We start from the raw sequence: 21,815 nt of genomic DNA on the forward strand, positions 1-21,815 counted from the left end.
GAGTGCTTCGCCAACGTCAAGACTCTTCTTCGAACGAATTAGCTCGCCTGTGAGCAAATCAGGGGTGTCCTTGCCGCATGTCTGCGAACGCGGCCAAGTACACTGGAGATGAGCGAGCGTCCGCTCGGGCGAGACGAGGAGAATCAACGCCTGTGACCGAGAACAAGAGCGAGTACAACGCGTCGTCGATCACGGTGCTCGAAGGCCTCGAAGCCGTCCGCAAGCGTCCCGGTATGTACATCGGTTCCACCGGTGAACGCGGCCTCCACCACCTCGTCCAGGAGGTGGTCGACAACTCCGTCGACGAGGCGATGGCCGGCTACGCGACCAAGGTCGAGGTTACCTTGCTGGCCGACGGCGGGGTGCGCGTCGTCGACGACGGCCGCGGCATCCCGGTCGACATCCACCCCAAGGAGCAGAAGCCGACCCTGGAGGTCGTGCTCACCGTGCTCCACGCGGGCGGCAAGTTCGACAGCGACTCCTACGCGGTCTCCGGTGGTCTGCACGGCGTCGGCGTTTCCGTGGTGAACGCGCTCTCGACCAAGCTGATCGCCGAGGTCAAACGCGGCGGGCACAGCTGGCGGCAGGTGTACACCGACCAGATCCCCGGCGAGCTGGAAGACCTCGGCCCGGCCGAGGACACCGGCACCACGATCACCTTCTGGGCCGACGGCGACATCTTCGAGACCACGACGTACAACTTCGAGACGATCTCCCGGCGTCTTCAGGAGATGGCCTTCCTCAACAAGGGCCTGACCCTTTCGCTGCGCGACGAGCGCGTCGCCGACGAAGAGACCGAAGCGGACGCTTCCGGCCAGGCGGCGCGGGTCAAGGAGAAGACCTACTGCTACCCGGGCGGTCTCGAAGACTTCGTCAAGCACATCAACGGCAGCAAGGACCCGATCCACCAGTCCGTGATCTCCTTCGAGGCCAAGGGAACCGGCCTCGAGGTCGAGGTCGCCATGCAGTGGAACAACGGCTTCACGCCGTCGGTGTACACCTTCGCCAACACGATCAACACGCACGAGGGCGGTACGCACGAAGAAGGCTTCCGCGCCGCGCTCACCCGTGTCGTCAACGCGTACGCGCGCGAGAAGAAGCTGCTCAAGGAGAAGGACGCCAACCTCTCCGGTGACGACGTGCGTGAGGGTCTCGCCGCGATCGTCTCGATCAAGCTCTCCGAGCCGCAGTTCGAAGGCCAGACCAAGACCAAGCTGGGCAACAGCGAGGCCAAGACGTTCGTGCAGCAGACCTCGAACGAATGGCTGGCCGACTGGTTCGAGCGCAACCCGACCGAGGCGAAGACGATCATCAACAAGTCGATCTCCTCGGCGCAGGCGCGGATGGCCGCCCGCAAGGCGCGCGACCTGGTCCGCCGCAAGGGCGCGCTGGAGATCGGCGGGCTGCCCGGCAAGCTCAAGGACTGCCGCTCGACCAACCCGTCGGAATGCGAGCTCTACATCGTCGAGGGTGACTCGGCGGGCGGTTCGGCCAAGGAAGGCCGCGACTCGATGTACCAGGCGATCCTGCCGATCCGGGGCAAGATCATCAACGTCGAGAAGGCCCGGATCGACCGCGTCCTCAAGAACACCGAGGTCCAGTCGCTGATCACCGCGCTCGGCACCGGTATCCACGAAGAGTTCGACATCGAGAAGCTGCGCTACCACAAGATCGTGCTGATGGCCGACGCCGACGTCGACGGCCAGCACATCACCACGCTGCTGCTCACCTTCCTGTTCCGGTTCATGCCCCCGCTGATCGAGCACGGGCACGTGTTCCTCTCGCGCCCGCCGCTGTACAAGATCAAGTGGCCGCGGCAGGACCCGGAATACGCGTACTCCGACAGGGAACGCGACGCCGTCATCCAGGCGGGTGTCGAGGCCGGCCGGAAGCTGCCGAAGGACGACGCGATCCAGCGCTACAAGGGTCTCGGCGAGATGAACGCGGAAGAGCTGTGGGAGACCACGATGGACCCGGCGAACCGGCTGCTCGGCCAGGTCACCCTGGACGACGCCGCGCAGGCCGACGACCTGTTCTCGGTCCTGATGGGCGAGGACGTCGAGGCGCGCCGTTCCTTCATCACGCGTAACGCCAAGGACGTGCGCTTCCTGGACGTGTAGACGTCCCCGTTCCTCTTTGTCCCTTTAGGACTGCTCCCACGAGAAGGACCTCATGACGGAAACCTTGCCGCCGGCTCCGGACCACGACCGGATCGAACCGGTCGACATCCAGCAGGAGATGCAGCGCTCCTACATCGACTACGCGATGAGCGTCATCGTGTCGCGGGCGCTGCCGGACGTGCGGGACGGCCTCAAGCCGGTGCACCGCCGCGTGCTGTACTCGATGTTCGACTCCGGCTTCCGCCCCGACCGCGGGTACAACAAGTGCTCCCGCGTCGTCGGCGACGTGATGGGCAACTACCACCCGCACGGTGACTCCGCGATCTACGACGCGCTGGTGCGGCTCGCGCAGCCGTGGTCGCTGCGGTACCCGCTGATCGACGGCCAGGGCAACTTCGGTTCGTCGGGCAACGACCCCGCCGCCGCCATGCGGTACACCGAGTCCCGGCTGGCGCCTCTCGCGATGCACATGCTGCAGGACATCGAAGAAGAGACCGTCGACTTCTCCGACAACTACGACGGCCGCACCCAGGAACCCGACGTCCTGCCGTCGCGGTTCCCGAACCTGCTGGTCAACGGTGGTTCCGGGATCGCGGTCGGGATGGCGACCAACATCCCGCCGCACAACCTGCGCGAGGTCGCCGACGGCGTCAAATGGGCGCTGGAGAACTACGAGGCCAGCGACGACGAGCTGCTCGCCGCGCTGCTGGTCCGGATCAAGGGGCCGGACTTCCCGACCAAGGCGATGATCCTCGGCAACTCCGGCATCGAGGACGCGTACCGCACCGGCCGCGGCTCCGTGCGCATGCGCGCGGTGGTCGAGGTCGAAGAGGACGCCAAGGGCCGCACGATCCTGGTCGTGTCCGAGCTGCCGTACCAGGTCAACCCGGACAACCTGGTGGAGAACATCGCGAACCTGGTCCGCGACGGCAAGCTCACCGGCATCTCCGACATCGCCGACGAGTCCAACAGCCGCAGCGGCATGCGGATCGTCGTCACGATCAAACGTGACGCGGTCGCCAAGGTCGTGCTGAACAACCTGTACAAGCACACCCAGCTGCAGCAGAACTTCGGTGTCAACATGCTGGCCCTGGTCGACGGCGTGCCCCGCACGCTGCGCCTGGACCAGATGATCCGGCACTACGTGAAGCACCAGATCGACGTCATCGTCCGCCGGACCCGGTTCCGGCTGCGCAAGGCCGAGGAACGCGCCCACATCCTGCGCGGTCTGGTCAAGGCGCTGGACATGCTCGACGAGGTCATCGCCCTCATCCGGCGCTCGCCCTCGGCCGAAGAGGCCCGGCCCGCGCTGATGAGCCTGCTCGACGTCGACGAGATCCAGGCGACCGCGATCCTCGACATGCAGCTCCGCCGCCTCGCGGCACTGGAGCGGCAGCGGATCATCGACACCCTGGCCGAGATCGAACTCGAGATCGCCGACCTCAAGGACATCCTCGAGAAGCCCGAGCGGCAGCGCGCGATCATCGCCGAGGAGCTCCAGGAGATCGTCGACAAGTACGGCGACGACCGGCGCACCAAGATCATCCCGTTCGACGGCGAGGTCTCGGTCGAAGACCTCATCGCGGTCGAGGACGTGGTCGTCACGATCACCCGCACGGGTTACGCCAAGCGAACGAAAACCGATCTGTACCGCTCGCAGAAACGCGGCGGCAAGGGCGTCCAGGGCGCGACCCTCAAACAGGACGACATCGTCCAGCACTTCTTCGTCTGCTCGACGCACGACTGGATCCTGTTCTTCACGAACAAGGGCCGCGTGTACCGGGCGAAGGCGTACGACCTGCCCGAGGCCAACCGCAACGCGCGCGGCCAGCACGTCGCGAACCTGCTCGCGTTCCAGCCCGACGAGCAGATCGCCCAGGTCATCGAGATCCCGAACTACGAGGTCGCCCCGTACCTCGTGCTCGCGACCCGCCGCGGCCTGGTGAAGAAGACCAAGCTCACCGACTTCGACTCCAACCGCGCCGGCGGCCTCATCGCCGTCAACCTGCGCGAAGGTGACGAGCTGGTCGGCGCGGTCCTCGCGGCCGCCGAGGACGACCTGCTGCTGGTGTCCGCGGAAGGCCAGTCGATCCGCTTCCACGCCACCGACGAAGCCCTGCGCCCGATGGGCCGCGCGACGTCCGGTGTGCTCGGCATGCGGTTCAACGACGGCGACGAACTGCTCGGCATCAACGTCGTCCAGCCGGACAAGTTCCTCCTCGTCGCCACCGGCGGCGGCTACGCCAAGCGGACCCCGACCGAGGACTACCCGGTCCAGGGCCGCGGCGGCAAGGGTGTGCTCACCATTCAGTACGACCAGAAACGTGGCAGGCTGGTGGGCGCGGTCATCGTCGACGCCGAAGACGAGCTTTACGCGATCACCTCCAGCGGCGGGGTGATCCGGACTTCGGCCGGGCAGGTGCGCAAGGCGGGCAGGCAGACGAAGGGAGTGCGGCTGATGAATCTCGACGAAGGAACCACTCTTCTCGCGGTCGCACGCAACGCGGACGAGCCCTCAGACGTCGCCACTGCAGGTAGTACTGAAGGAGAAGAAACCCCGGCGTCGGAGCAGGAGTAGACGACGCCCCACGTACTGGGTAAGGACTGACACCTCGTGACACCATCCGAGAAGCCCGAAGCAGGCGGCGCGCAGGCGGGTTCTTCGAGCCCGCCCTGGCAGCGTGACAGCGGCGCCGAGGAACCCGAAGGCTCCAGCGAGCAGACGGTCTCGGTGTCTTCGGTCGCCACCGAAGACGTGGCCCACTCGGACCCGAAGCGGGACACGACCACCGTGACCGACTATCACGGGGTCAGCGGCACAGCCGCGAAGAGGCTCTTCGGCGACAGCGGAGAGGGCGACCCCGCCCCCTCCGCCATCCCGTCGGCCTCCCGCACCCGTGCCGCCCCCACCGCGCTCCGCCGCCCCGGCCGCGGACCGCGTCGCGCCAGCCTGCAGATCAAACGCTTCGACCCCTGGTCGGTGCTGAAACTGTCCCTCGTCCTCGGCGTCGCGCTGTTCTTCGTGTGGCTCGTCGCCGTCGGCGTCCTCTACACCGTCCTCGACGGCATGGGCGTCTGGGACAAACTCAACGGGACCTACTCGTCGCTCGTCGGCGGCGAAGGGGCCGACGCGCCGGCCGACCCGTTGATCAGCGCCGGCCGCGTCTTCGGGATCGCGGCCATCCTCGGCGCCATCAACATCGTGCTGATCTCGGCGCTGGCCACCGTCAGCGCCTTCATCTACAACGTCTCCGCCGACCTCGCCGGAGGCCTGGAAGTGACCCTTTCCGAACGAGAGTGACCCGGTTGCAGGGCGCCGAAAGGCGTCCTGTAATCTTCTCCTCGTTCGGGCCCATAGCTCAGGCGGTTAGAGCGCTTCGCTGATAACGAAGAGGTCCCAGGTTCAAGTCCTGGTGGGCCCACCCGGTTGGCCCGGTTGTATCTGCAAAATGCGCAGATGCAACCGGGTGTTTTTCGTTTTGGGGGTCGAACCCCCAAGCCCCCGCCAGGGAGGGCTTCGCCCCCCTGGACCCCCCAAGCGTTGGGGCGCGTGGTCGTTGTGGGTTCCGGTGGTCTTCGGTTCCACGTGGAACGTTGGGTTGGGGGCGTCCGGCGAACGGCGTGCAGTAGCATCGGTGGGGAAGTGGAGCAACTCGGCGGAAAGAGGGGGCTTCTGATGAAGAAGCTGTTGGCACTCGCGGTCATCGCGGGCGGCGTGCTGTTCGTGATCAAGCGCAACAAGGCCGCCAAGGCCGAGGCCGACCTCTGGCGTGAGGCCACCGCTCCCACCGAGCGTCCGCTGGGATCCGCTTCCACCAACGGAAGCGCCCCGGCGAAGGCCGCGGACGCGTCCCGCAACAACTGATTTCGGCGCGGGCGGTTATCATGATCGCCTGCGACCCGGGGCTGTAGCTCAATTGGTAGAGCACTGCCTTTGCAAGGCAGGGGTCAGGGGTTCGATTCCCCTCAGCTCCACTCCGGACAACGACAAGGCCACCCGTACCGCGGGTGGCCTTCTCGTTTTCCGTCAGAATGCGCGCATGGGTGTCCTCTTCGACTACTTCGCCGCGCCGGACAACGACACCGCGGCCGCCACGATCGACCTCGTCGGAGGCCCGTCCGAGGCCTCCTTGCCGACCGTCCAGCTCAAGGGTGTCGATCCGTTCGTGCAGCTGGGCACGGCGGAGTCCCTGCTCACCGGTGTCGACTACGACACCGTCATCGCCCGCGACCTCGCCCCGGTCGCCGTGGCCGACGCGGCGCGCGTCTGATCGTCCCGCTGACCTGGCCACCCTGCTGACCGACCTCGCGGAACTAGCCCGTGGCGCCAAGACCCGGGGCGATCGTCTCTACTGCTGGGTCTGCGTCTGATCGGTGACGTTCGTCACCGAGAACGTGGTGCTCAAAGACCTTTCGGAGGAACCGCCCGGGCTTGCCCTCAAGCGTGCTTCAGCGGGCACGCTGGCCCGGCGGCGGAAGATCATCCGCCGCCGGAGGCGGAGGGTGACGATATGAAACGTGAAGGCGTCGTGCTCGCGTTGGCCTGTGCAGGATCCTTCGTGGTGATCCTCGACGCGACGATCGTTTCCGTCGCCCTGCCGTCGATCCGGTTCGGTCTCGGGTTTTCGGCGGGCGCGCTGGCCTGGGTGGTGAACGCGTACACCCTCGCCTTCGCCGGTTTCCTGTTGCTGGGCGGCCGGTTGTGCGACGAATTCGGCGTCCGGCGGATCTTCGTGCTCGGGATGAGCCTGTTCACCGTCGCGCGGCTCGCCGCCGGGCTGGCCGATTCCCCGGAAACGCTGCTCGTCGCCCGCACGGTGCAAGGGTTCGGCGGCGCGCTGCTGATGCCGGTGACGCTTTCCTTGCTGACCACGACGTTCACCGAACCCGCCCGCCGTGCGCGGGCCTTGGGCACCTGGAGTGCGGTGGGTGCGGCCGGTGCTGCGGCGGGGCCGGTGATCGGTGGCCTGCTGACCCAGTGGGCGGGCTGGCGCTGGGTGTTCTTCGTCAGCGTTCCGATCGGTGTGGTGGCCGTCGTCGCCGCCGGAGTGGTGCTGCCACTGCGAGACCCAAGCCGTCCTCGCGGCAGGCTGGACGTGCTCGGCGCGGTGCTGTCGGCGACGGGACTCGTCGGTGTGGTCTACGCGGTGATGCGTTCGTCCGCCGACGGCTGGGGCAGCGCGGCCGTGCTGCTTCCGTTGTCCGGCGGGCTCGTCCTGCTCGCCGTTTTCCTGGTGCACCAGCACAGGTGGGCCGGCGAACCACTGGTCGCGCTCGGGATCTTCCGGCTGCGCTCGGTCAGCAGCGGGAACGTGGTGATCTTCTTGCTGGGCCTGGGTTTTCTCGCCAGCCCGATCCTGCTTTCGCTGTACCTGCAGGATGTCCACGGCTACTCGCCGATGCGGGCCGGGCTGGCCTACCTGCCGGTGGGGGTGGCGATGTTCGCCGGCGCACGGACCGCGGGCGGGCTGTCGGTGCGGATCGGGCCCCGGCGTGCGGCGGCGTTGTACTGCGCGATCGGCGCGGTGGGTTTCGCCGGGATCGCGGTGCTGGCCGGTGCGCACGCTTCCTACGTCGTTTCCGTGCTGGTGCCGGGAATGGTGTTCGGATTCGGGACGGCGGCGGCCTTCACGCCGATCACCGTGGCCGCCACCAGCGGGGTGCCGGAACGGCAGAACGGCCTGGCCGCCGGCCTGCTGAACACGGTCCGGCAGACCAGCGGCGCGCTCGGGCTCGCCGTGTTGACCGCGCTCGCGGCGGCGGTGACCGCGGGTTCGCCGTCCGGCCTGCCGAAAGGGGAGGCGCTGGTGCACGGCTACACCGCCGCGTTCCTCGCCTCCGCCGCCTGCCTCGCGGCCGCCGCGGTGGTCGCGGCGCTGGCGATGCCGGGGCTCAGCTCGCCGCGGCGTGGGCGGGCAGGTCGACCCGGTCGCGGAACCACGGGCAGTCCTCAAGGTTCCCCTCGCGGCGGCAGGTGAGCAGTTCGACCAGGTAGTCGTGCGCGGTGTCGAGCCGCGCACGCTCCTGCTCGATCTCGGCGAGCCGCCCGGTCACCACTTCCCGCCAGCGGTGCTGTTCGGCGAGCAGTTCGGTGATCCTGGCCAGGCCGAGCCCGCCGACCTGCCGCCAGTGCTTGATCAGCGCGATGCGGTACAGCTGATCGTCGTCGTAGTACCGCTGCCCCGAGCGGCGGCGGGCGGTGATCAGCCCGCGGCGCTCCCAGTAGTGCAGGGTCGAGATCGCCAGCCCGAAATGGTCGGCGGCCTCGCGAACCGGCGTCAAGGAATCCATGCGGCCAGTCTAGGTTAGGTTACCCTAACTTTCGAGCCAGCCAGGCGAAGGTCCACCGGTAGAAGCTCCGCGCGGCGAGGCTGGTGTTGATCGAATGGCCGCTGCCCCGCACGATCTCGTCGGCACCGCAGTCGCCGCTTCCGCAGACCAGGGTGTCGTGCTCGCCCAGGACGTACGCCGTCGGGACCTTCGGTGCCGATCGTTTCGCCGCGCCGGGACCCACCGAACGGAGTTCCGCCGACGCCAACGTGTCCTTGAGTGCCTCTTCGACGGTGATGATCGCCGGGTCGTAGGTGCCGGGGTGATGGAAGGTCTGGGCACGAGTGCCGGGCCGGGTCGTCAAATAGCCGCGGGCCCAAGGCTTCCCGGCGAACTTCGGGTCCAGTTCGGCGGGATGGAACGGCGACGCGGCCGCGGCTCGGGCGCCGGGCCGGTCACGCGGGATGCCGCTGATGATGACGGCGTCGACGCCGCCTCGCTCGGCGGCTCTTTCCGCGACGAGACCACCCATCGAATGTCCATTGAGGACGATGGTGCGGAACCGCGGGCGCAGCTGCCGGACGACCTGATGCACGGCCTCGCCGCCGGCCTCGAAGTCGAGGGTCTCCGGATCCGGGCGGCTGCTGCGGCCGTAGCCGAGCCTGTCGAGGTTGAGCGTCGCGTAGCCCGCGCGGGTCGCACTGTCCACATAGGAGTATCGACGCGGCTGGTACGGCCAGTCCCAGTACGAGCGGTCGTAGGTCCCGCCGTGCAGCAGGATCTGCACCGGGGTGCGGGCGGTGAGCCGGCCCCTGGAACAGAGTTCTCCTGCGATGGTCTGGTGTTCGCCGTTCACCTGCACCGAAAAGCGTTGTTCGGCGCAGCGGGACGGGCGTTCCGCGGCGACGGCGGTCGTGACTCCGGGCAAGGTGAGGAGCGCGGTGAGCAGAGCGGCTTTCACGGTGAATTTCATGGCGGAAGCGTCGCTCGGCGGACGGGGTCGCGTCGTCGTGCCGCCGTGGAGATCGACGGCTACGTCAGGCGCGCACCAACCCGCTCCGGTAGGCGAACACCACCAGCTGAGCGCGATCGCGGGCGTGCACCTTGCTCATCGCGCGGCTGACATGCGTCCGCACCGTGGCCGCGCTGATGAAGAACTCCCGCGCGATCTCTTCGTTCGACATCCCCTGCGCGACCCGTTGCACGACTTCGTGCTCCCGTTCGGTGAACGCCGAACCGTCCGAACGGGGCAGCGAAGCCGACGGCCGTGCGGTGAATTCCGCGATCAGGCGCCGGGTGACGCTCGGGGAGAGGAGCGCGTCACCCGCGGCGACCACGCTGACGGCTTGGAGGAGATCCGCGGGCGCGGTGTGCTTGAGCAGGAACCCGCTGGCACCCGCGCGTAAGGCGTCGAAGACGTATTCGTCCAGGTCGAAGGTGGTCAGCATGACGACACGAACCTCGGAAAGCCGCTCGTCCGCCACGATGCGGCGGGTGGCCTCGATGCCGTCGAGGCCGGGCATCCGGACGTCCATCAGCACCACGTCGGGCACGGTCTCCGCGACGACGGCCACCGCCGCCTCGCCGTCGTCCGCCTCACCCACCACAGTGATCCCGGCTTCCGCCCGGAGTAACGCCGCGAAACCGGACCGCACCAGTAGCTGATCGTCGGCGAGTACCACCCTGATCACGGCCATCGCGCGCTCACCCGGAACCTCCCGTCCTCGCGTTCCGCGGTCAGTGTGCCGCCGGTCGCCCTGGCCCGTTCACCCATTCCCCTGATCCCGGCACCGGGAACGTCCGGACCAGGCGTGCGGACGTCGTTGACCACGTCGAGCCGCAGGCCGTTCTCGTCCACCCGCACGGTCACCCCGACGGGGGAAGCGCCGTGCTTCGCGGCGTTCGTGAGCGATTCCTGGACGATCCGGTACACCGCGCCGCCGACCGGCTGACCGATCCCGGGAGCGTCGAGGTCCAGCGTGACGGCCAGCTCGGCACGATCCATCGAAGCGACCAGCTCCGGAATGTCCGCGACACCCGGCGACGGCCGCAACGGGGCGGAGTCGTCACGCAACAGCCGCACCATGGCGTTCAGTTCGTCCAGGATCGTGCCGCTGACCGTGCGGACGACTTCGAGCGCTTCCTTCGCCACTTCCGGATGATCGTCGATGACGTGCCGGGCCATCCCGGACTGGACGTTGATCACCGCCATCGCGTGGCCGACGCTGTCGTGCAGATCCTGGGCGATGCGCAGCCGTTCGCCGAGGACGCGATCGCGTTCCGCCCGTTCGGCGGCCGCGGTCCGCTCACGACGTCCTCGAAGCGCGTCGGCCGCGAAGACCGCGACGCCGGCCCAGCCGACGAAGACCAGATCGAGGACGCCTGCCCCGCCGGTGGCCACGTTCGTGCCGACGACCGTCGCCGCCATACCGGCCGCGACGGCGTACGCGAGCCGTCGCGGGCGCAGGAGTCCGAGCGCGAACAACGGCACGAGACCGGCGAACAGCACCGGACCGTCGGGATAGCCGAACCCCAGGTAGAGCAGGAGCGCAAACGCTTCCGTCCCCGCTGCCGTCACCGGCATCCGCCAGACGGCGGTCAGGGCGAGACAAGCGAGCGCGACGATCGCGAACCCGAAGGCGCCGACCGGACGTTCCCCGTGTTCGGGCTCCAGGTTCGCCGTGCCGACCACGAGCAACGCGCTCACCGCGAGCCAAGCGGCGACGGCACCACCTCTGATCAGCCACCTCACCGGCTCAGTCTGCCGAAGTCGGCCGCCCTACGCGTCCGCGTTGCGTGGAGTCCGCCTACGTCAGATGTGCAGCAGCCGATCGTCGAGCGCCGCCAGATGGTCGCGGCCGAACTCGCCGTTCTCCAGATCGCGCCACAGCACCGGCGGCAGATCCTGCGCCACCTCGGGCGAGCGTGAGGCGGCGGCCAGCGCGATCGTCGCGACGGTGTCGACGTCGCCGGTGAGCGCGACGGCGGAGTGGAGCATCCGGGCGAGTCCTCCGCCGCCGGTCAACACGGTCAGCGCGGCGCGCACGCTCATCCAGCCCTGCGGCCCGACCTTGCCCGACCACGGCAGCGCCCAGCCGCCGTGCCCGACGTCCTCGGGAAGGATGCCGTCGATCCACCTCGCGATCTCGGAAAGCGGGCCGAGCCGATGGTGGCAGTAGTGCACGGCCAGCGCGGCCGCCTGCGCCGCGGCGATCCCGGCCGGGGTGTCGTGGGTGATCCTGGCCTGCAGTTTCGCGTGATAGAGCACGTCGTCGACGGTCGGCAGGATCCCGATCGGCCCGGCGCGCATGGCGGCGCCGCTCTTGTCGCTCTGCGGCCGGAGCCGCCGCAGCAGCTCTTCGCCGTCGCGGACTTCGCTGAGCAGCTGATGGAACCGCGGCGCGTAGCCGTCGTGCGGGTCGCGGTGATACGCCCGCACGAACTGTTCGGCGAGCAGCAGCGGCGTCCACCGCAGTCCCGAGACGAGCACTTCGGCGATCGCGATCGTCATCTGCGTGTCGTCGGTGTAGCGGCCGGCCGGGGCACCGGGCTGACCGTGATGCGGCACGTAGCCGGTCAGGTTGTTGTGTTCCGCGACGAAGCTCGGGTACGCGTGCTCGAAGGCGCCTCCGTACGCGTCGCCGATGGCCAGCTCGACCAGCATCCGGACTCCTTCAGGCGGTGAAGCGTGCCGTTTCCGAGGGAAGTTTGCCGTAGGTGTCGCGGTAGAAACCGGAAAACCGGCCGAGATGCGTGAAGCCCCACCGCAGCGCGGCGTCGGTGACGGTGCCTTCGGCGCGCCCTTGCGCGATCGCGAGCAGGTCCTGGTGCACGTGGTCGAGCCGCACCCGGCGCAGGTACTCCATCGGCGTCAGGCCCAGATCCGTGCGGAACGCCTGCTGCAGCGCGCGCACGCTGACCCGCGCGGCCATCGCGAGTTCGCCGATCGACACCGGTTCGGCGGCGTGCTCCTCGCAGTAGGTCATCGCCCGGCGCACCGCCGTCGACCTCGGCCGATGCCGTTCCGCGGCGAGATCGCCGGACAGCGAATGCGGCTGACTGTCGAGCAGCCCGTGCAGCAGCAGCTTCTCGAAATGCGCGGCGGCCAGCGGCGACCGGTCGAACATCCCCGACGCGGCGGTCTCGCTGAAGGTGTGGAGCAGGGTGAGCCATTGGTCCATGTCCGGCGCGATCACCGGATCGAACCGCAGGGTCGACGTCGGCGCCTCGCCGAGCCGCTCGTGCATCGTGTCCGTCACCAGCTGCCTGCCCAAGCGGAGCAGGAGGATGTCGGGATGGTCGTACCTGGTCTGGAACCGGGTGCCCGGACCGGTCACGACGTGCCGCGCCGGCACGATCTCGCCGTCGATCTTGACCTGGCTCTGGCCGTTGAGGGTCACGACGACGGTGTACGCGTCCAGGGTCTCTTCGCCCTGGAGGACGACGTCGGAGTCCAGCGTCAGCTCGTAGACCGACAGGCCGTTCGGGTCGATTCCGGTCACGCGGAGGCCGCTGAGCTGGGAGATGTCGAAGAACCCGGTGGGCGCCGGGGTGTGCAGCTTGACCGTGTCCGGGGCGAGGAACGCCTGGAAGGTGTGCTCGAGTTCGTCGAAGTCGTCGCCGGTGACCACCGTCGACGCGATCGGGGAGCCTTCCGAGAACCGCTTGCGCACCTGCCGATCCTGCCAGGCTGCGAGGGGTCACCGGGTGCCAATACGGTGGAAACATGGCGACCGGCAAGCTGCGCGCGTGGTGGGCACATCGGCAGGGACTCGACGGATCGTCGCACGGGGCGTCGGCGGCCGAGGTGCTGGAACGGACCGGCTGGATGCGCTCGGTCGGCGGGTCGGCGCCCTATCTCGGGCTGTTCGCCAGGGCGGGCCTCGACCGCGAGACGGTGGACGCGGACGTCGCCCGGCTGGCCATCCATGAGCTGCCTTCGGCGCGCGGCTGCACTTACGTCCTGCCGTCGGCGGATTTCGAACTCGGCCTGACCGTCGGGGCCGCCGCGCCCGCCGGTGAACTCGCGGCCGCGGAGAAGTACCTCGGCGTCACGCAGGCCGAGATCGAGCAGCTGTGCGTCACCGTCGCCGACCTGCTCGACGCGTCGGACGAGCCGCTCGGCCCGCCCGCGATCAAGGACGCCGCCGGGGCCGCGGTGCGGAACCTGGGGGAGGCGGGCCGCAAACGCGGCACCACCACGACGTTGCCGCTCGCGCTCGGCCTGCTCCAGGCACGCGGCGACATCCGCCGGGTCCCGGTCGACGGACGGCTGGACCGGCAGCGCTACGGCTACGTCCGCTGGACGCCGTCCCCGCGCGGCGGACTGTCCGATATGGACACCGCGCGGACCGAACTCGCCCGGCGGTACTTCTCGTGGGCGGCCCCGGCGTCGCTCAGGCACTTCCGCTGGTTCTCCGGGTTCACCGCCGCGAGCGCGAAGAAGATCGCGGAAGAGCTGGAACTGGTGCCGCTCGACGGCACCGATCTCTTGCTGCCCAAGGAACTCGTGGACGAGTTCGCCGCGTTCACCGTGCCGTCGGAGCCGTCGTACGCGCTGCTCGCCGGGATCGACGGCATCCATCTTCTGCACCGCGAGATGTCGCGGCTGCTCGCCGACGCCGACGTCGAACGCCCGGTGCCCGGCGGCCGGGCGGGGGAGACGCTGGGCGGGCAGGCCGATCCGCCGAGCCACGTGATCGTCGACAGGGGCCGCATCGCCGGCTTGTGGGAGTTCGACACCGAGGCCGGGAAGATCGTCCACAGGTTCTTCGGCGACGAGGACGCCGCGTTGCGCGAGACGATCGCCAGGACCGAGGAATTCGTCCGTGACCAACTGGGCGACGCCCGGAGCTTCAGCTTGGATTCGCCGAAGAGCCGGGCGTCGCGAGTGGCCGATCTCAGGCTTTCGCCTCGTTGATGATGATGTCGACGGCCTTGTCGTTGCGGGCGGTCTGCTCCGGGATCACCGAAGCGGGCGGGTAGAAGCCGTCGATCCCGCCGTCCTTCGGGTACATCTCGAAGGTGTAGCTGAGGATCTTGTGCTTGCCCCACGCCCAGTCGTTGACGTCGCCGTCGGTGACGTACAGATCGCTGGACTGCTCCGGCGTGTAGCCGTTGGTGGCGGCCATCTGCTTGCCGACGTCGGCGAAGCGCTTCGCTTCCGCGTCGCTCAGACCGGTGTCGGTGTCCGCCTTCGTGTAGCCGTACGGCCAGAGCACCAGTTCCGAGAAGGTGTGGAAGTCGATGTGCGTCTTGATCTGCTGCGCGCCGCCGACCACACGGGAGTCGACGAAGTCCGCGACCGCCTTGGTCTCGGGCTCGGAGAACGCCGACGGACCGTGGTAGTCCTCGGCGGACGGGCTGTTGCTCGACCCGCCGCAGCAGTTCCACTTGTAGTCCCAGTTGCGGTTCGGGTCGGTGCCGACCGCGCTGCTGCCCGGCACGGGTTTCCGCGTCTTGCGCCAGCCCTGGTACTCGCCGCCGGTGATGTCGTACTCGGAGCCGTCCGGATTGACGTTCGGGATCACGTAGATCTCGTGCTCGTCGACCATCTTCTTGATGGCCGGGTCGCTCGCGTAGCCGCTGGTGAACCGCTGCACGATCCGCAGGCACATCTCGGTGGTGAGGTGTTCACGCGCGTGCTGGTTGCAGGTGAACAGGACCTCGGGCTCGTTCTCGTCCGTGCCCGCGTTGTCACTGATCTTCAGCAGGTTCAGCTCGCGGCCTTCGTAGGACTTGCCGACGCTCGACAGCGTCGCGATGTCGCTGTGGTCCTTCGCGGCCTTCTGCAGCTCCGTGGTCGTTTCGGCGTAGGTGTGATACGCCTCGTCGCCCGGCGGGAAGTCACCCGCGACGGCCGCGGTCCCCGCCCGATCGCTCCGCTGTTTCAGCATGCCGTCGAAGTCGCCGAGCGGCTTCAGGCCGAAGCCGTTCGCGCGCAGGGCCGCGGCCTGCCCCGGCGTGGCGACGACGGTCAGCGCGCCGCCGCGCGAGCCCGCGACGTCGACACCGGTGCGGGCGACCTCGGTGCGCTTGTCGGGGGTGGACGCGCCCTCCACCGAATACAGCCCTCTCGCCGGGTCGCCGGTCTGGGCGCTCGCGACGGGCGTCGTGACGGCCAGCAGGGCGAGCCCTGTGGCGGCCAAGGCGCCCCCGATGCGACGGCGTGTGGACATTTCGCCTCCGAACGATCTGGGGACAAGGTGGCGTTCACCGTCGCCGAAGTGAATCATCCACGACAACCCGACGATCGTCGTTCCCAGTTACCGTTTACGGCCAGAGGCGTTCTTTGCGCCAGCTTTCGTCCGCGCGCCGGTAGCGGAGCCGCCGGTGCCGCCGGTCGTGGCTCGCCTGCCAGAACTCCACTTCGGACGGCGTCACCAGGTAGCGGGTCCAGGTTTCCGGTGCCACACCGGGATTCTCCTCGACCCACCGCTCCGCTTCCGCGGCCGCGCGGTCGAGATCGGCCGGATCGTCGAGCACCTGGGACTGCCTGCCGATGAACGCCTCCACCCGGGACGCCGGCGGCCTGGCGGTGAAATCGGCCGCGGACACCTCGGGATCGGCGACCGAGACCGGGCCGCGCAGCCGGACCTGACGGCCTCGTCCCGGCCAGAAGAACGTCAGCGCGGCGAACGGATTCTTCGCCAGCTGCACACCTTTCGGGCTTTCGGAGCTCGTCGCGACCGCCCAGGTGTCCCCGTCGACGTCCTTGAGGATCACGACGCGCGCGTCCGGCACCCCATCAGCGTCCACTGTGGACAGAGTGACGGCGTGCGGCGCCAGGACGTGTTCCCCCGCCTCGTCGAGCCATTCCAGGAAGAGCTCGCGCGGGGTCGCGGGGGTGGCCTCGGTGTCGAACTCCGGGAGTTCTTCGGGGAACGAAGGCCAGCCGCGCAACGTGCGGTCCATCAGTATCCCGGCGGGCGCTGCGGCGGATAACCGGGCGCGGGCGGCGGATAGTGCGGCGGATGCTGACCCGGCGGCGGACCCTGCGCGGGCGGCGGCCCGACCGGATACTGCGGCGGCGGTGGCTGCTGCGGTTGCCAGCCGGGCGGTGGCTGCTGGCCGGGCGGCGGGCCGGGCGGTCCCGGCGGCATCGGCGGCTGCTGTCCCTGCGACTGCGCCCACTGCACCTGCTGATAGACCTCGGCGGGCTGCGGGAAACAGAACGTCAGCTTCGCGTTGACCGAACCCTGTACCGCCGCGCCCCACAGCTTCCCGCCGACGAACGCGTACATCTGCGCCGCCGAAACGTCGACGGCCACCATGCGTGTCTCGCCGCCGAACTGGTTGCCGGATTTCGCCGACGCGGCCTGTGCGGCGTCCGGGTACACCCGGTCACCGATCAGCCCGGCGATCACCACCGAAGCGGCCGTCCAACCGACCGTGCCCATCACGTTCGCTCGCGCGTGCTGCGTCGCCAGCCCGGTGAAGTCGTACAACGCGGGCGCCGTCACCTCCGGGATGGCCGCGGCGACGACGCAGTAGTTCATCGTCGACATCATCACGGACTCGGTGAACAGGCCCACGACAGCGGCGCTCGGGCCGATCTGGACCGTGTTCAGCCTGCCTCCGCTGCGCTGGATGCGCTCTGCCACCGCACCCAGGTACTGCTCCTTGCTGAGCACTGACCCTCCCGAAGACTCCTCGCGCAGCGCCATCGTCGCACGAAAACGGCGATCTGCTTCACTGGACGCCACTATGCGACGTCTTCTGATCTTGCCGCTCGTCGTGCCGCTGCTGGCGGCCTGCGGGCCGACGGAACAGCCGCCGCCCGCGGCGAGTTCGCCCGCGCCGTCGAGTACCGCGGCGCCCAGCATCCCGCCCGCTCCGGAGCCCACCGGCAAGGGCCCGTGCCCGTACCTGGGCAACGAGTTCGTCTCGGACGCCAACGGGCAGAAGGTCTCCAAGGTCAAGACGTCGGCCGATCAACCGCATCCGACCTGTTTCTTCTACGCGCTCAGCGGGAAACTGCAGCTCACCGTGCGCGTGTACGTCGGGGAACCCGCCGTGGCCAAGGCGCTGGTGGATCAGGCGGCGCCCATCGACACCTCCAACCCGGCCGACGAACCGGCGGGCTGGAAGGGCGGCTACCAGCCTTCCGGCGAAGGCGCCGTTTACGCCGTCGCGAAGGGTGGAAACGCGGTAGTCGTGACCACCAACCAGAAGCAGAGCATCAAGGCACGTACGGTGGCGAAGGAGGCTATCGGTGAGCTGAAGCTCTAGGTAGTGGTATCCACACGTCAGAGTGAAGTTGATCTTGTACTACCCTGTGCCGCACGCGCGAGGTTTCGCGGGACCAGCGCGACGCCAGATCCGGCGGAGGCCGCCTTGCGGTGTGGCTCGGCGGCACAAAAGATCATTTCTCCCCATAAGACAAAAGGACAGGTTTCGTGGCTGACACCCTCAAGGAAATCTTGCTCGACTCCAGCCGTCGCCCGGCGGTCGTGAGCGACTTCGAAGGCCTCGTCGACGCCGAGGTCTCGGACAAGGGCGGCGTTTCGGGTGCCGTCGTGAAGACCGGCTTCGCCGCCGTCAAGAAGATCAAGCCGGGCATCATCCCCGCCGCCGTCGACACCCTGCTCGACGACTTCACCGTCGCCCTCGAGCCGTTCTACGGTGACTACAAGGCCAAGGGCGGCAACGACTTCGGTGCCTACCTGGTCGGCCGCAGCGACGAGGCCTCGGACGCGCTCCTGTCGGTCACCGACTCGCGCGCCGAGAAGAGCAGCCGCGACAGCATCAAGAAGGTGTACTCGAAGCTTCGCCCGAACGGCAAGAAGAACGTCGAGGAGGCCCTGCCCCGCCTCGGCCAGCTGATCGACAAGCACGCTGCGTCTGCCTGATCGCGCTTGACGTAAACGCGCCAAGGGGCGTCGTTCGCTTTCAACGTTTCCGTTGAGAGCGGAGGGCGCCCCTTCGTCATGTTCACGGTGTCGCGCCGAATACCCGGAGCAGACTCGTGTGCAAGGCGTCCGCCGCCTCGTCGGCGGACATCCGGCCGGCGTCGGCCTCCTCGCCGGACGCGTGCCCGAGTTTCACCGTGACCGCCACCAGCCAGCCCGTCGGCAGCCGGTCGTCGAACTCGCCCGACGCCTTGCCCCGCCGGATGACGCGTTCGAGCCGCTCGGCGACCGGTGAATGGCGTCGCTCATCGGCGTCCGGGCTCGCGGGCAGGGAAGTGATCTTCCGGAGCAGAGCGGGGTACCGCCCGGACGTGCGGCGTCCGGCTTCGATCAGCCGCACCAGCGCCTCGGCGGCCGGGCCGTCGTCGAGGTCCGCGGCGTCCATCGCGGCGACGGCCTCCTCGGTGATGCGGTCGAGTACCGCGGCCAGGAGTTCCCCGCGTGACGGGAAATGGGCGTAGACCGTCTGACGGGTCACGCCCGCGGCGGTGGCGATGGCTTCGACCCCGGCGTCGGGATCGGCGCCGAGGGTCCGGAGCGCCGCGTCCAGGATCGAGGCCCGGCTGCGCTGTGCGTCGGAGCGCTGGTTCCGCGCCGAGGATCGAGGCATCTCTTACACCTTGTCAGAATTAATGGGCCATGGATATCTTACAGCTTGTAAGAGATATTTCGTGAGGCTGGGAGTAACCATGGCGCCCTTCCACGGCACGGACCCGAAGAAGTTCATCGCGGATTTCCACCTGTCCTTCCACGACGACCTGCTGAACAGCGACGAAGACGCGGGCGTGATCGTCGACCGCTATCACACGCCGGACATCGTGCAGATCGCCGACGGCCACCGGATGGACCGGGACAACCTCATCGCGCACACCCGCCCGGTCCGCAAGAACCGGCCCACCGCGCGCTGGGAGGTGCACGAAGCGGTGGCGGCCGGAGACCGGATCGCCGCCCGGAGCACCTTGTACGTGACGAACCGCAAGAGGGATCTCACGATGGAGGTGTACTTCTTCGGCGAGTTCACCCCCGACGGCCGGATGCGCCGCGGGCACACGCTCACCCGCACCCTTCCCGTCACCGAGACGTGAAAGGGCCGCCCGGGACCGAAAAGTGGTCCTGGGCGGCCCTTCGCGACAAGCAGAAGAGGGTGAGGCGTCAGTTCTTCTTGTCGGCGGAACCCGCGTTCGAAGCCTGGTGCCCGTTCTTCGGGGCCGTCGGCTTGGCCGCACCCGAATTGCCGGAGGCGGGCTTCGCCGGAGCGGCGGGCTGAGCCGGCTGTGCCGGTTTCGGCGCGGCCGCGGCCGGAGCGGCGGGCTTGGCGGGAGGAGCGGGCGGGGCCTTCGGCGGCGCGGGCGCGACCGGCGGCTCCTGCTTGGAACGCAGCGCGTAGGCGGCACCGGCGCCGACGACCGCGATACCGATCACCCACGGCCAGCGACGACGCTTGCGCGTCCCCTTCGCGGCGGTCTTCGCCTCGATGAGCGCGGCCTTGAAGTCCTTCTTCGCCGCCTTGAAATCCTTCTTGCCCCGGCGCTTGGACTCACCGGCGGACTTCGCGGCCAGGATGGCGGCCTTGCGTGCCTTGCGGCCCGGCTTCCGCATCTCGGAAAGCCTGGCCAGCGCCTCCTTACGAGCCGCCTTCGAGCTCCGCTTGAGCTCCTTACGGGTCAGTTCCGTCTTCTTCGCGAGCTTCTTGCGCGCGCGACGGCTGGTCTTAGCGATCTCACCGGCGCTCTCGGAGAGCTTCTGCTCGGCTACCTCGACGGCGTGGGCGGTGGCTTCCTTACCCGCCTCGACAGCACGTTTGCGCAGGCCGAGCGCGCCGGCCTTCGCCGACTCGCTCACCGAATCTGCGGCCCGGGTCATGGCCTTCACCTCATCAATCGTTTTGATTCTGCTTCGTTGCTTGTAACCTATCGTGCCCCTTTTCCCCAGATCTTGCCGCAGATGGCACGATGAAGCTCGTGACTGAAAGCAAGGGATCCCCCGTTGGTGGCGCGCTGAAGGCCACTCTGCACACCAACCAGGGTGACATCAACCTGAACCTGTTCCCCGACCACGCGCCGAAGACGGTCGCGAACTTCGTCGGGCTCGCCGAGGGCACCAAGGAGTACACCCAGCCCAACGCGCAGGGCGCGAACTCGGGCCCGTTCTACGACGGGTCGATCTTCCACCGCGTCATCGACGGCTTCATGCTGCAGGGCGGCGACCCGACCGGCACCGGCCGCGGCGGCCCCGGCTACAAGTTCGGCGACGAGTTCCACCCGGAGCTCCAGTTCTCCAAGCCGTACCTGCTGGCCATGGCCAACGCCGGACCCGGCACCAACGGCTCGCAGTTCTTCATCACCGTCGCGCCGACGACGCACCTGAACTTCAAGCACACCATCTTCGGCGAGGTCGCGGACCAGGCTTCCCGCGACGTCGTCGACGCGATCGGCCGCACGGCGACCGGTCCGGCCGACCGTCCGCTGCAGGACATCGTCATCGAGAAGGTCAGCATCAGCCGCTGATCGCACAGCCGGTCACTGGGGATTTCGGTAGGTTGGTGGCATCGTGAGCCAACCACCGAATCCCCAGTACCAGCAGGCCGCCATGCCCGGTTGCTGGTGGCACCCGAACCGGCCGACCGGGCTGAGCTGTTCACGCTGCGAGCGTCCGGCCTGCCCGGATTGCCTGCGCGAAGCCGCCGTCGGCTTCCAGTGCACGGATTGCGTCCAGGCAGGCCGTCAGCAGGATCGCGTCCAGCAGAAGCAGTATCGCGACGCCGGCTACGGCTCACGCACCCTCGCGGGCGCTCAGCCCGCCCGTACGGCTGTCGTGACGCCGGTCCTCCTGGCGCTCAACGTCCTCATCTTCTTCATCACGGTCGCCCAGTCCGGCAGCCTCGCGAACAACAACTTCTCCGAGCTGTTCCAGTACGGCCAGCTGTGGAATCCCGCGACGCTGGCGGGCGACGAATGGTGGCGGATCCTCACCTCGGGCTTCCTGCAGTACGGCCTGCTGCACATCGCGAGCAACGCGTTCTCGCTGTGGTTCGTCGGCCGCCCGCTGGAGACCGCGCTCGGCCGCGTCCCGTTCACGGCGCTCTACTTCGTCTCGCTGCTCGGCGGCTCGGTCGCGAACCTGGTCTTCAGCGACCTCGACGCCGTCCCGGTGGTCGGCGCGTCCGGCGCCATCTTCGGGCTCATCGGCGCGTACACGGTCATCGTCATCAAGCTGCGGCTCAATCCGACGTGGTTGCTGGTGATCCTCGGCCTGAACGTCTTCATCACCTTCCAGGTGCCCGGCATCTCCATCCTCGGGCACGCCGGCGGGTTCGTCGCGGGGCTCCTGACCACCTTCGCGCTGCTGTACGCGCCGGACAAGAACCGGCTGACATGGCAGCTCGGCGGGATCGCGATCGTCGTGGTGGCGATGATCGGGCTCGTCGTCTGGAAGGACTCGCAGACGATTTCCGCGTCCTGCGAGCTCGCCACCAGCCGGGGCGTGCCCTCCTACGCCTGCTACCCGGAGTAGC

The 21,815-nt window shown here is 68.5% G+C and carries 23 protein-coding genes and 2 tRNA genes; 14 read left to right on the forward strand and 11 right to left on the reverse strand.

Annotated elements, in window-relative coordinates; all coding sequences use genetic code 11:
• Nucleotides 1-152 precede the first annotated feature (152 nt).
• The 8 genes from gyrB (at nt 153) to DMC61_RS02095 (ending at nt 8,098) form a co-directional block, all read left to right on the forward strand.
• Nucleotides 153-2,120: a DNA topoisomerase (ATP-hydrolyzing) subunit B gene (gene gyrB / locus DMC61_RS02060; protein WP_125686353.1), complete on the forward strand. Its 1,968-nt coding sequence runs from the start codon at nt 153-155 to the stop codon at nt 2,118-2,120.
• A 52-nt stretch (nt 2,121-2,172) separates the two neighbouring features.
• Nucleotides 2,173-4,698 (forward strand): DNA gyrase subunit A, encoded by a 2,526-nt coding sequence (gene gyrA / locus DMC61_RS02065; protein WP_016330465.1) that lies wholly within the window; start codon nt 2,173-2,175, stop codon nt 4,696-4,698.
• A 36-nt stretch (nt 4,699-4,734) separates the two neighbouring features.
• Nucleotides 4,735-5,421 (forward strand): DUF3566 domain-containing protein, encoded by a 687-nt coding sequence (locus tag DMC61_RS02070; protein WP_125686355.1) that lies wholly within the window; start codon nt 4,735-4,737, stop codon nt 5,419-5,421.
• 47 nt (nt 5,422-5,468) lie between these two features.
• Nucleotides 5,469-5,542: transfer RNA gene (locus tag DMC61_RS02075), tRNA-Ile, on the forward strand.
• A gap of 254 nt (nt 5,543-5,796) precedes the next feature.
• Nucleotides 5,797-5,985, forward strand: a complete 189-nt coding sequence (locus DMC61_RS02080) for a DLW-39 family protein (RefSeq protein WP_034321928.1) — start codon at nt 5,797-5,799, stop codon at nt 5,983-5,985.
• Nucleotides 5,986-6,022: 37 nt separating this feature from the next.
• A tRNA-Ala gene (locus DMC61_RS02085) sits at nt 6,023-6,095 on the forward strand.
• A gap of 65 nt (nt 6,096-6,160) precedes the next feature.
• Complete coding sequence (locus tag DMC61_RS02090; RefSeq protein WP_125686357.1) at nt 6,161-6,391, forward strand: hypothetical protein; 231 nt, start codon at nt 6,161-6,163, stop codon at nt 6,389-6,391.
• A 240-nt stretch (nt 6,392-6,631) separates the two neighbouring features.
• Complete coding sequence (locus tag DMC61_RS02095; RefSeq protein WP_125686359.1) at nt 6,632-8,098, forward strand: DHA2 family efflux MFS transporter permease subunit; 1,467 nt, start codon at nt 6,632-6,634, stop codon at nt 8,096-8,098.
• On the opposite strand, the gene DMC61_RS02100 is transcribed toward DMC61_RS02095, so the two are convergent.
• From DMC61_RS02100 to DMC61_RS02125, 6 genes are all read right to left on the reverse strand, one after another.
• Complete coding sequence (locus tag DMC61_RS02100; protein ID WP_063276701.1) at nt 8,013-8,411, reverse strand: MerR family transcriptional regulator; 399 nt, start codon at nt 8,409-8,411, stop codon at nt 8,013-8,015. The two genes, DMC61_RS02095 and DMC61_RS02100, sit on opposite strands and share 86 nt — an antisense overlap.
• A gap of 19 nt (nt 8,412-8,430) precedes the next feature.
• A complete protein-coding gene (locus tag DMC61_RS02105) occupies nt 8,431-9,363 on the reverse strand; it encodes an alpha/beta hydrolase (RefSeq protein WP_125686360.1) in 933 nt (310 codons plus the stop codon).
• A gap of 64 nt (nt 9,364-9,427) precedes the next feature.
• Nucleotides 9,428-10,087 carry a response regulator transcription factor gene (locus tag DMC61_RS02110; RefSeq protein ID WP_125686362.1) on the reverse strand — a complete coding sequence of 220 codons (660 nt, stop codon included), beginning with the start codon at nt 10,085-10,087 and terminating at the stop codon, nt 9,428-9,430.
• On the reverse strand, nt 10,078-11,142 hold the full coding sequence (locus DMC61_RS02115) for a sensor histidine kinase (RefSeq protein WP_125686364.1): 1,065 nt from the start codon (nt 11,140-11,142) through the stop codon (nt 10,078-10,080). The genes DMC61_RS02110 and DMC61_RS02115 overlap by 10 nt, the downstream gene beginning before the upstream one ends.
• Before the next feature lie 60 nt (nt 11,143-11,202).
• The gene (locus DMC61_RS02120; RefSeq protein WP_125686365.1) at nt 11,203-12,054 is read right to left on the reverse strand and encodes an ADP-ribosylglycohydrolase family protein; all 852 of its coding nucleotides are present in this window, start codon (nt 12,052-12,054) and stop codon (nt 11,203-11,205) included.
• Between the two features lie 10 nt (nt 12,055-12,064).
• The gene (locus DMC61_RS02125; protein ID WP_125686367.1) at nt 12,065-13,063 is read right to left on the reverse strand and encodes an AraC family transcriptional regulator; all 999 of its coding nucleotides are present in this window, start codon (nt 13,061-13,063) and stop codon (nt 12,065-12,067) included.
• 53 nt (nt 13,064-13,116) lie between these two features.
• Here DMC61_RS02125 and DMC61_RS02130 point away from each other — a divergent pair, with 53 nt between their 5' ends.
• Nucleotides 13,117-14,310, forward strand: a complete 1,194-nt coding sequence (locus DMC61_RS02130; RefSeq protein ID WP_125686369.1) for a DNA glycosylase AlkZ-like family protein — start codon at nt 13,117-13,119, stop codon at nt 14,308-14,310.
• Here DMC61_RS02130 and DMC61_RS02135 read toward each other — a convergent pair.
• From DMC61_RS02135 to DMC61_RS02145, 3 genes are all read right to left on the reverse strand, one after another.
• Entirely contained in the window at nt 14,291-15,568 is a 1,278-nt protein-coding gene (locus tag DMC61_RS02135) for a M14 family metallopeptidase (RefSeq protein ID WP_125686371.1), read from the reverse strand. The genes DMC61_RS02130 and DMC61_RS02135 overlap by 20 nt on opposite strands.
• Nucleotides 15,569-15,662: 94 nt before the next feature.
• Nucleotides 15,663-16,304, reverse strand: coding sequence for a pyridoxal 5'-phosphate synthase (locus DMC61_RS02140; RefSeq protein ID WP_125686373.1), 642 nt, complete (start codon nt 16,302-16,304; stop codon nt 15,663-15,665).
• The gene (locus tag DMC61_RS02145; protein ID WP_016330478.1) at nt 16,304-17,023 is read right to left on the reverse strand and encodes a hypothetical protein; all 720 of its coding nucleotides are present in this window, start codon (nt 17,021-17,023) and stop codon (nt 16,304-16,306) included. Before DMC61_RS02145 ends, DMC61_RS02140 begins: the two co-directional genes overlap by 1 nt.
• Before the next feature lie 73 nt (nt 17,024-17,096).
• On the opposite strand from DMC61_RS02145, the gene DMC61_RS02150 reads away from it, so the two are divergent.
• Both DMC61_RS02150 and DMC61_RS02155 read left to right on the forward strand, forming a co-directional pair.
• Nucleotides 17,097-17,621 carry a DUF2020 domain-containing protein gene (locus tag DMC61_RS02150; RefSeq protein ID WP_016330479.1) on the forward strand — a complete coding sequence of 175 codons (525 nt, stop codon included), beginning with the start codon at nt 17,097-17,099 and terminating at the stop codon, nt 17,619-17,621.
• 167 nt (nt 17,622-17,788) lie between these two features.
• A complete protein-coding gene (locus DMC61_RS02155) occupies nt 17,789-18,241 on the forward strand; it encodes a hypothetical protein (protein ID WP_016330480.1) in 453 nt (150 codons plus the stop codon).
• Nucleotides 18,242-18,323: 82 nt separating this feature from the next.
• On the opposite strand, the gene DMC61_RS02160 is transcribed toward DMC61_RS02155, so the two are convergent.
• Nucleotides 18,324-18,911 (reverse strand): TetR/AcrR family transcriptional regulator, encoded by a 588-nt coding sequence (locus DMC61_RS02160; protein ID WP_125686375.1) that lies wholly within the window; start codon nt 18,909-18,911, stop codon nt 18,324-18,326.
• A 79-nt stretch (nt 18,912-18,990) separates the two neighbouring features.
• Here DMC61_RS02160 and DMC61_RS02165 point away from each other — a divergent pair, with 79 nt between their 5' ends.
• Nucleotides 18,991-19,386 (forward strand): nuclear transport factor 2 family protein, encoded by a 396-nt coding sequence (locus tag DMC61_RS02165; protein WP_016330482.1) that lies wholly within the window; start codon nt 18,991-18,993, stop codon nt 19,384-19,386.
• Between the two features lie 67 nt (nt 19,387-19,453).
• Here DMC61_RS02165 and DMC61_RS02170 read toward each other — a convergent pair whose 3' ends face one another.
• Nucleotides 19,454-20,164, reverse strand: coding sequence for a hypothetical protein (locus DMC61_RS02170; protein WP_199749869.1), 711 nt, complete (start codon nt 20,162-20,164; stop codon nt 19,454-19,456).
• An 89-nt stretch (nt 20,165-20,253) separates the two neighbouring features.
• Between DMC61_RS02170 and DMC61_RS02175 the strand changes: the two genes are divergently transcribed.
• A complete protein-coding gene (locus DMC61_RS02175) occupies nt 20,254-20,808 on the forward strand; it encodes a peptidylprolyl isomerase (protein ID WP_199749870.1) in 555 nt (184 codons plus the stop codon).
• Nucleotides 20,809-20,851: 43 nt separating this feature from the next.
• Complete coding sequence (locus tag DMC61_RS02180; RefSeq protein ID WP_125686377.1) at nt 20,852-21,814, forward strand: rhomboid family intramembrane serine protease; 963 nt, start codon at nt 20,852-20,854, stop codon at nt 21,812-21,814.
• Nucleotide 21,815 lies beyond the last annotated feature (1 nt).

This window comes from Amycolatopsis sp. WAC 04169 (assembly GCF_003947535.1).
In the GTDB taxonomy this organism is placed as follows: Bacteria; Actinomycetota; Actinomycetes; order Mycobacteriales; family Pseudonocardiaceae; genus Amycolatopsis; species Amycolatopsis keratiniphila.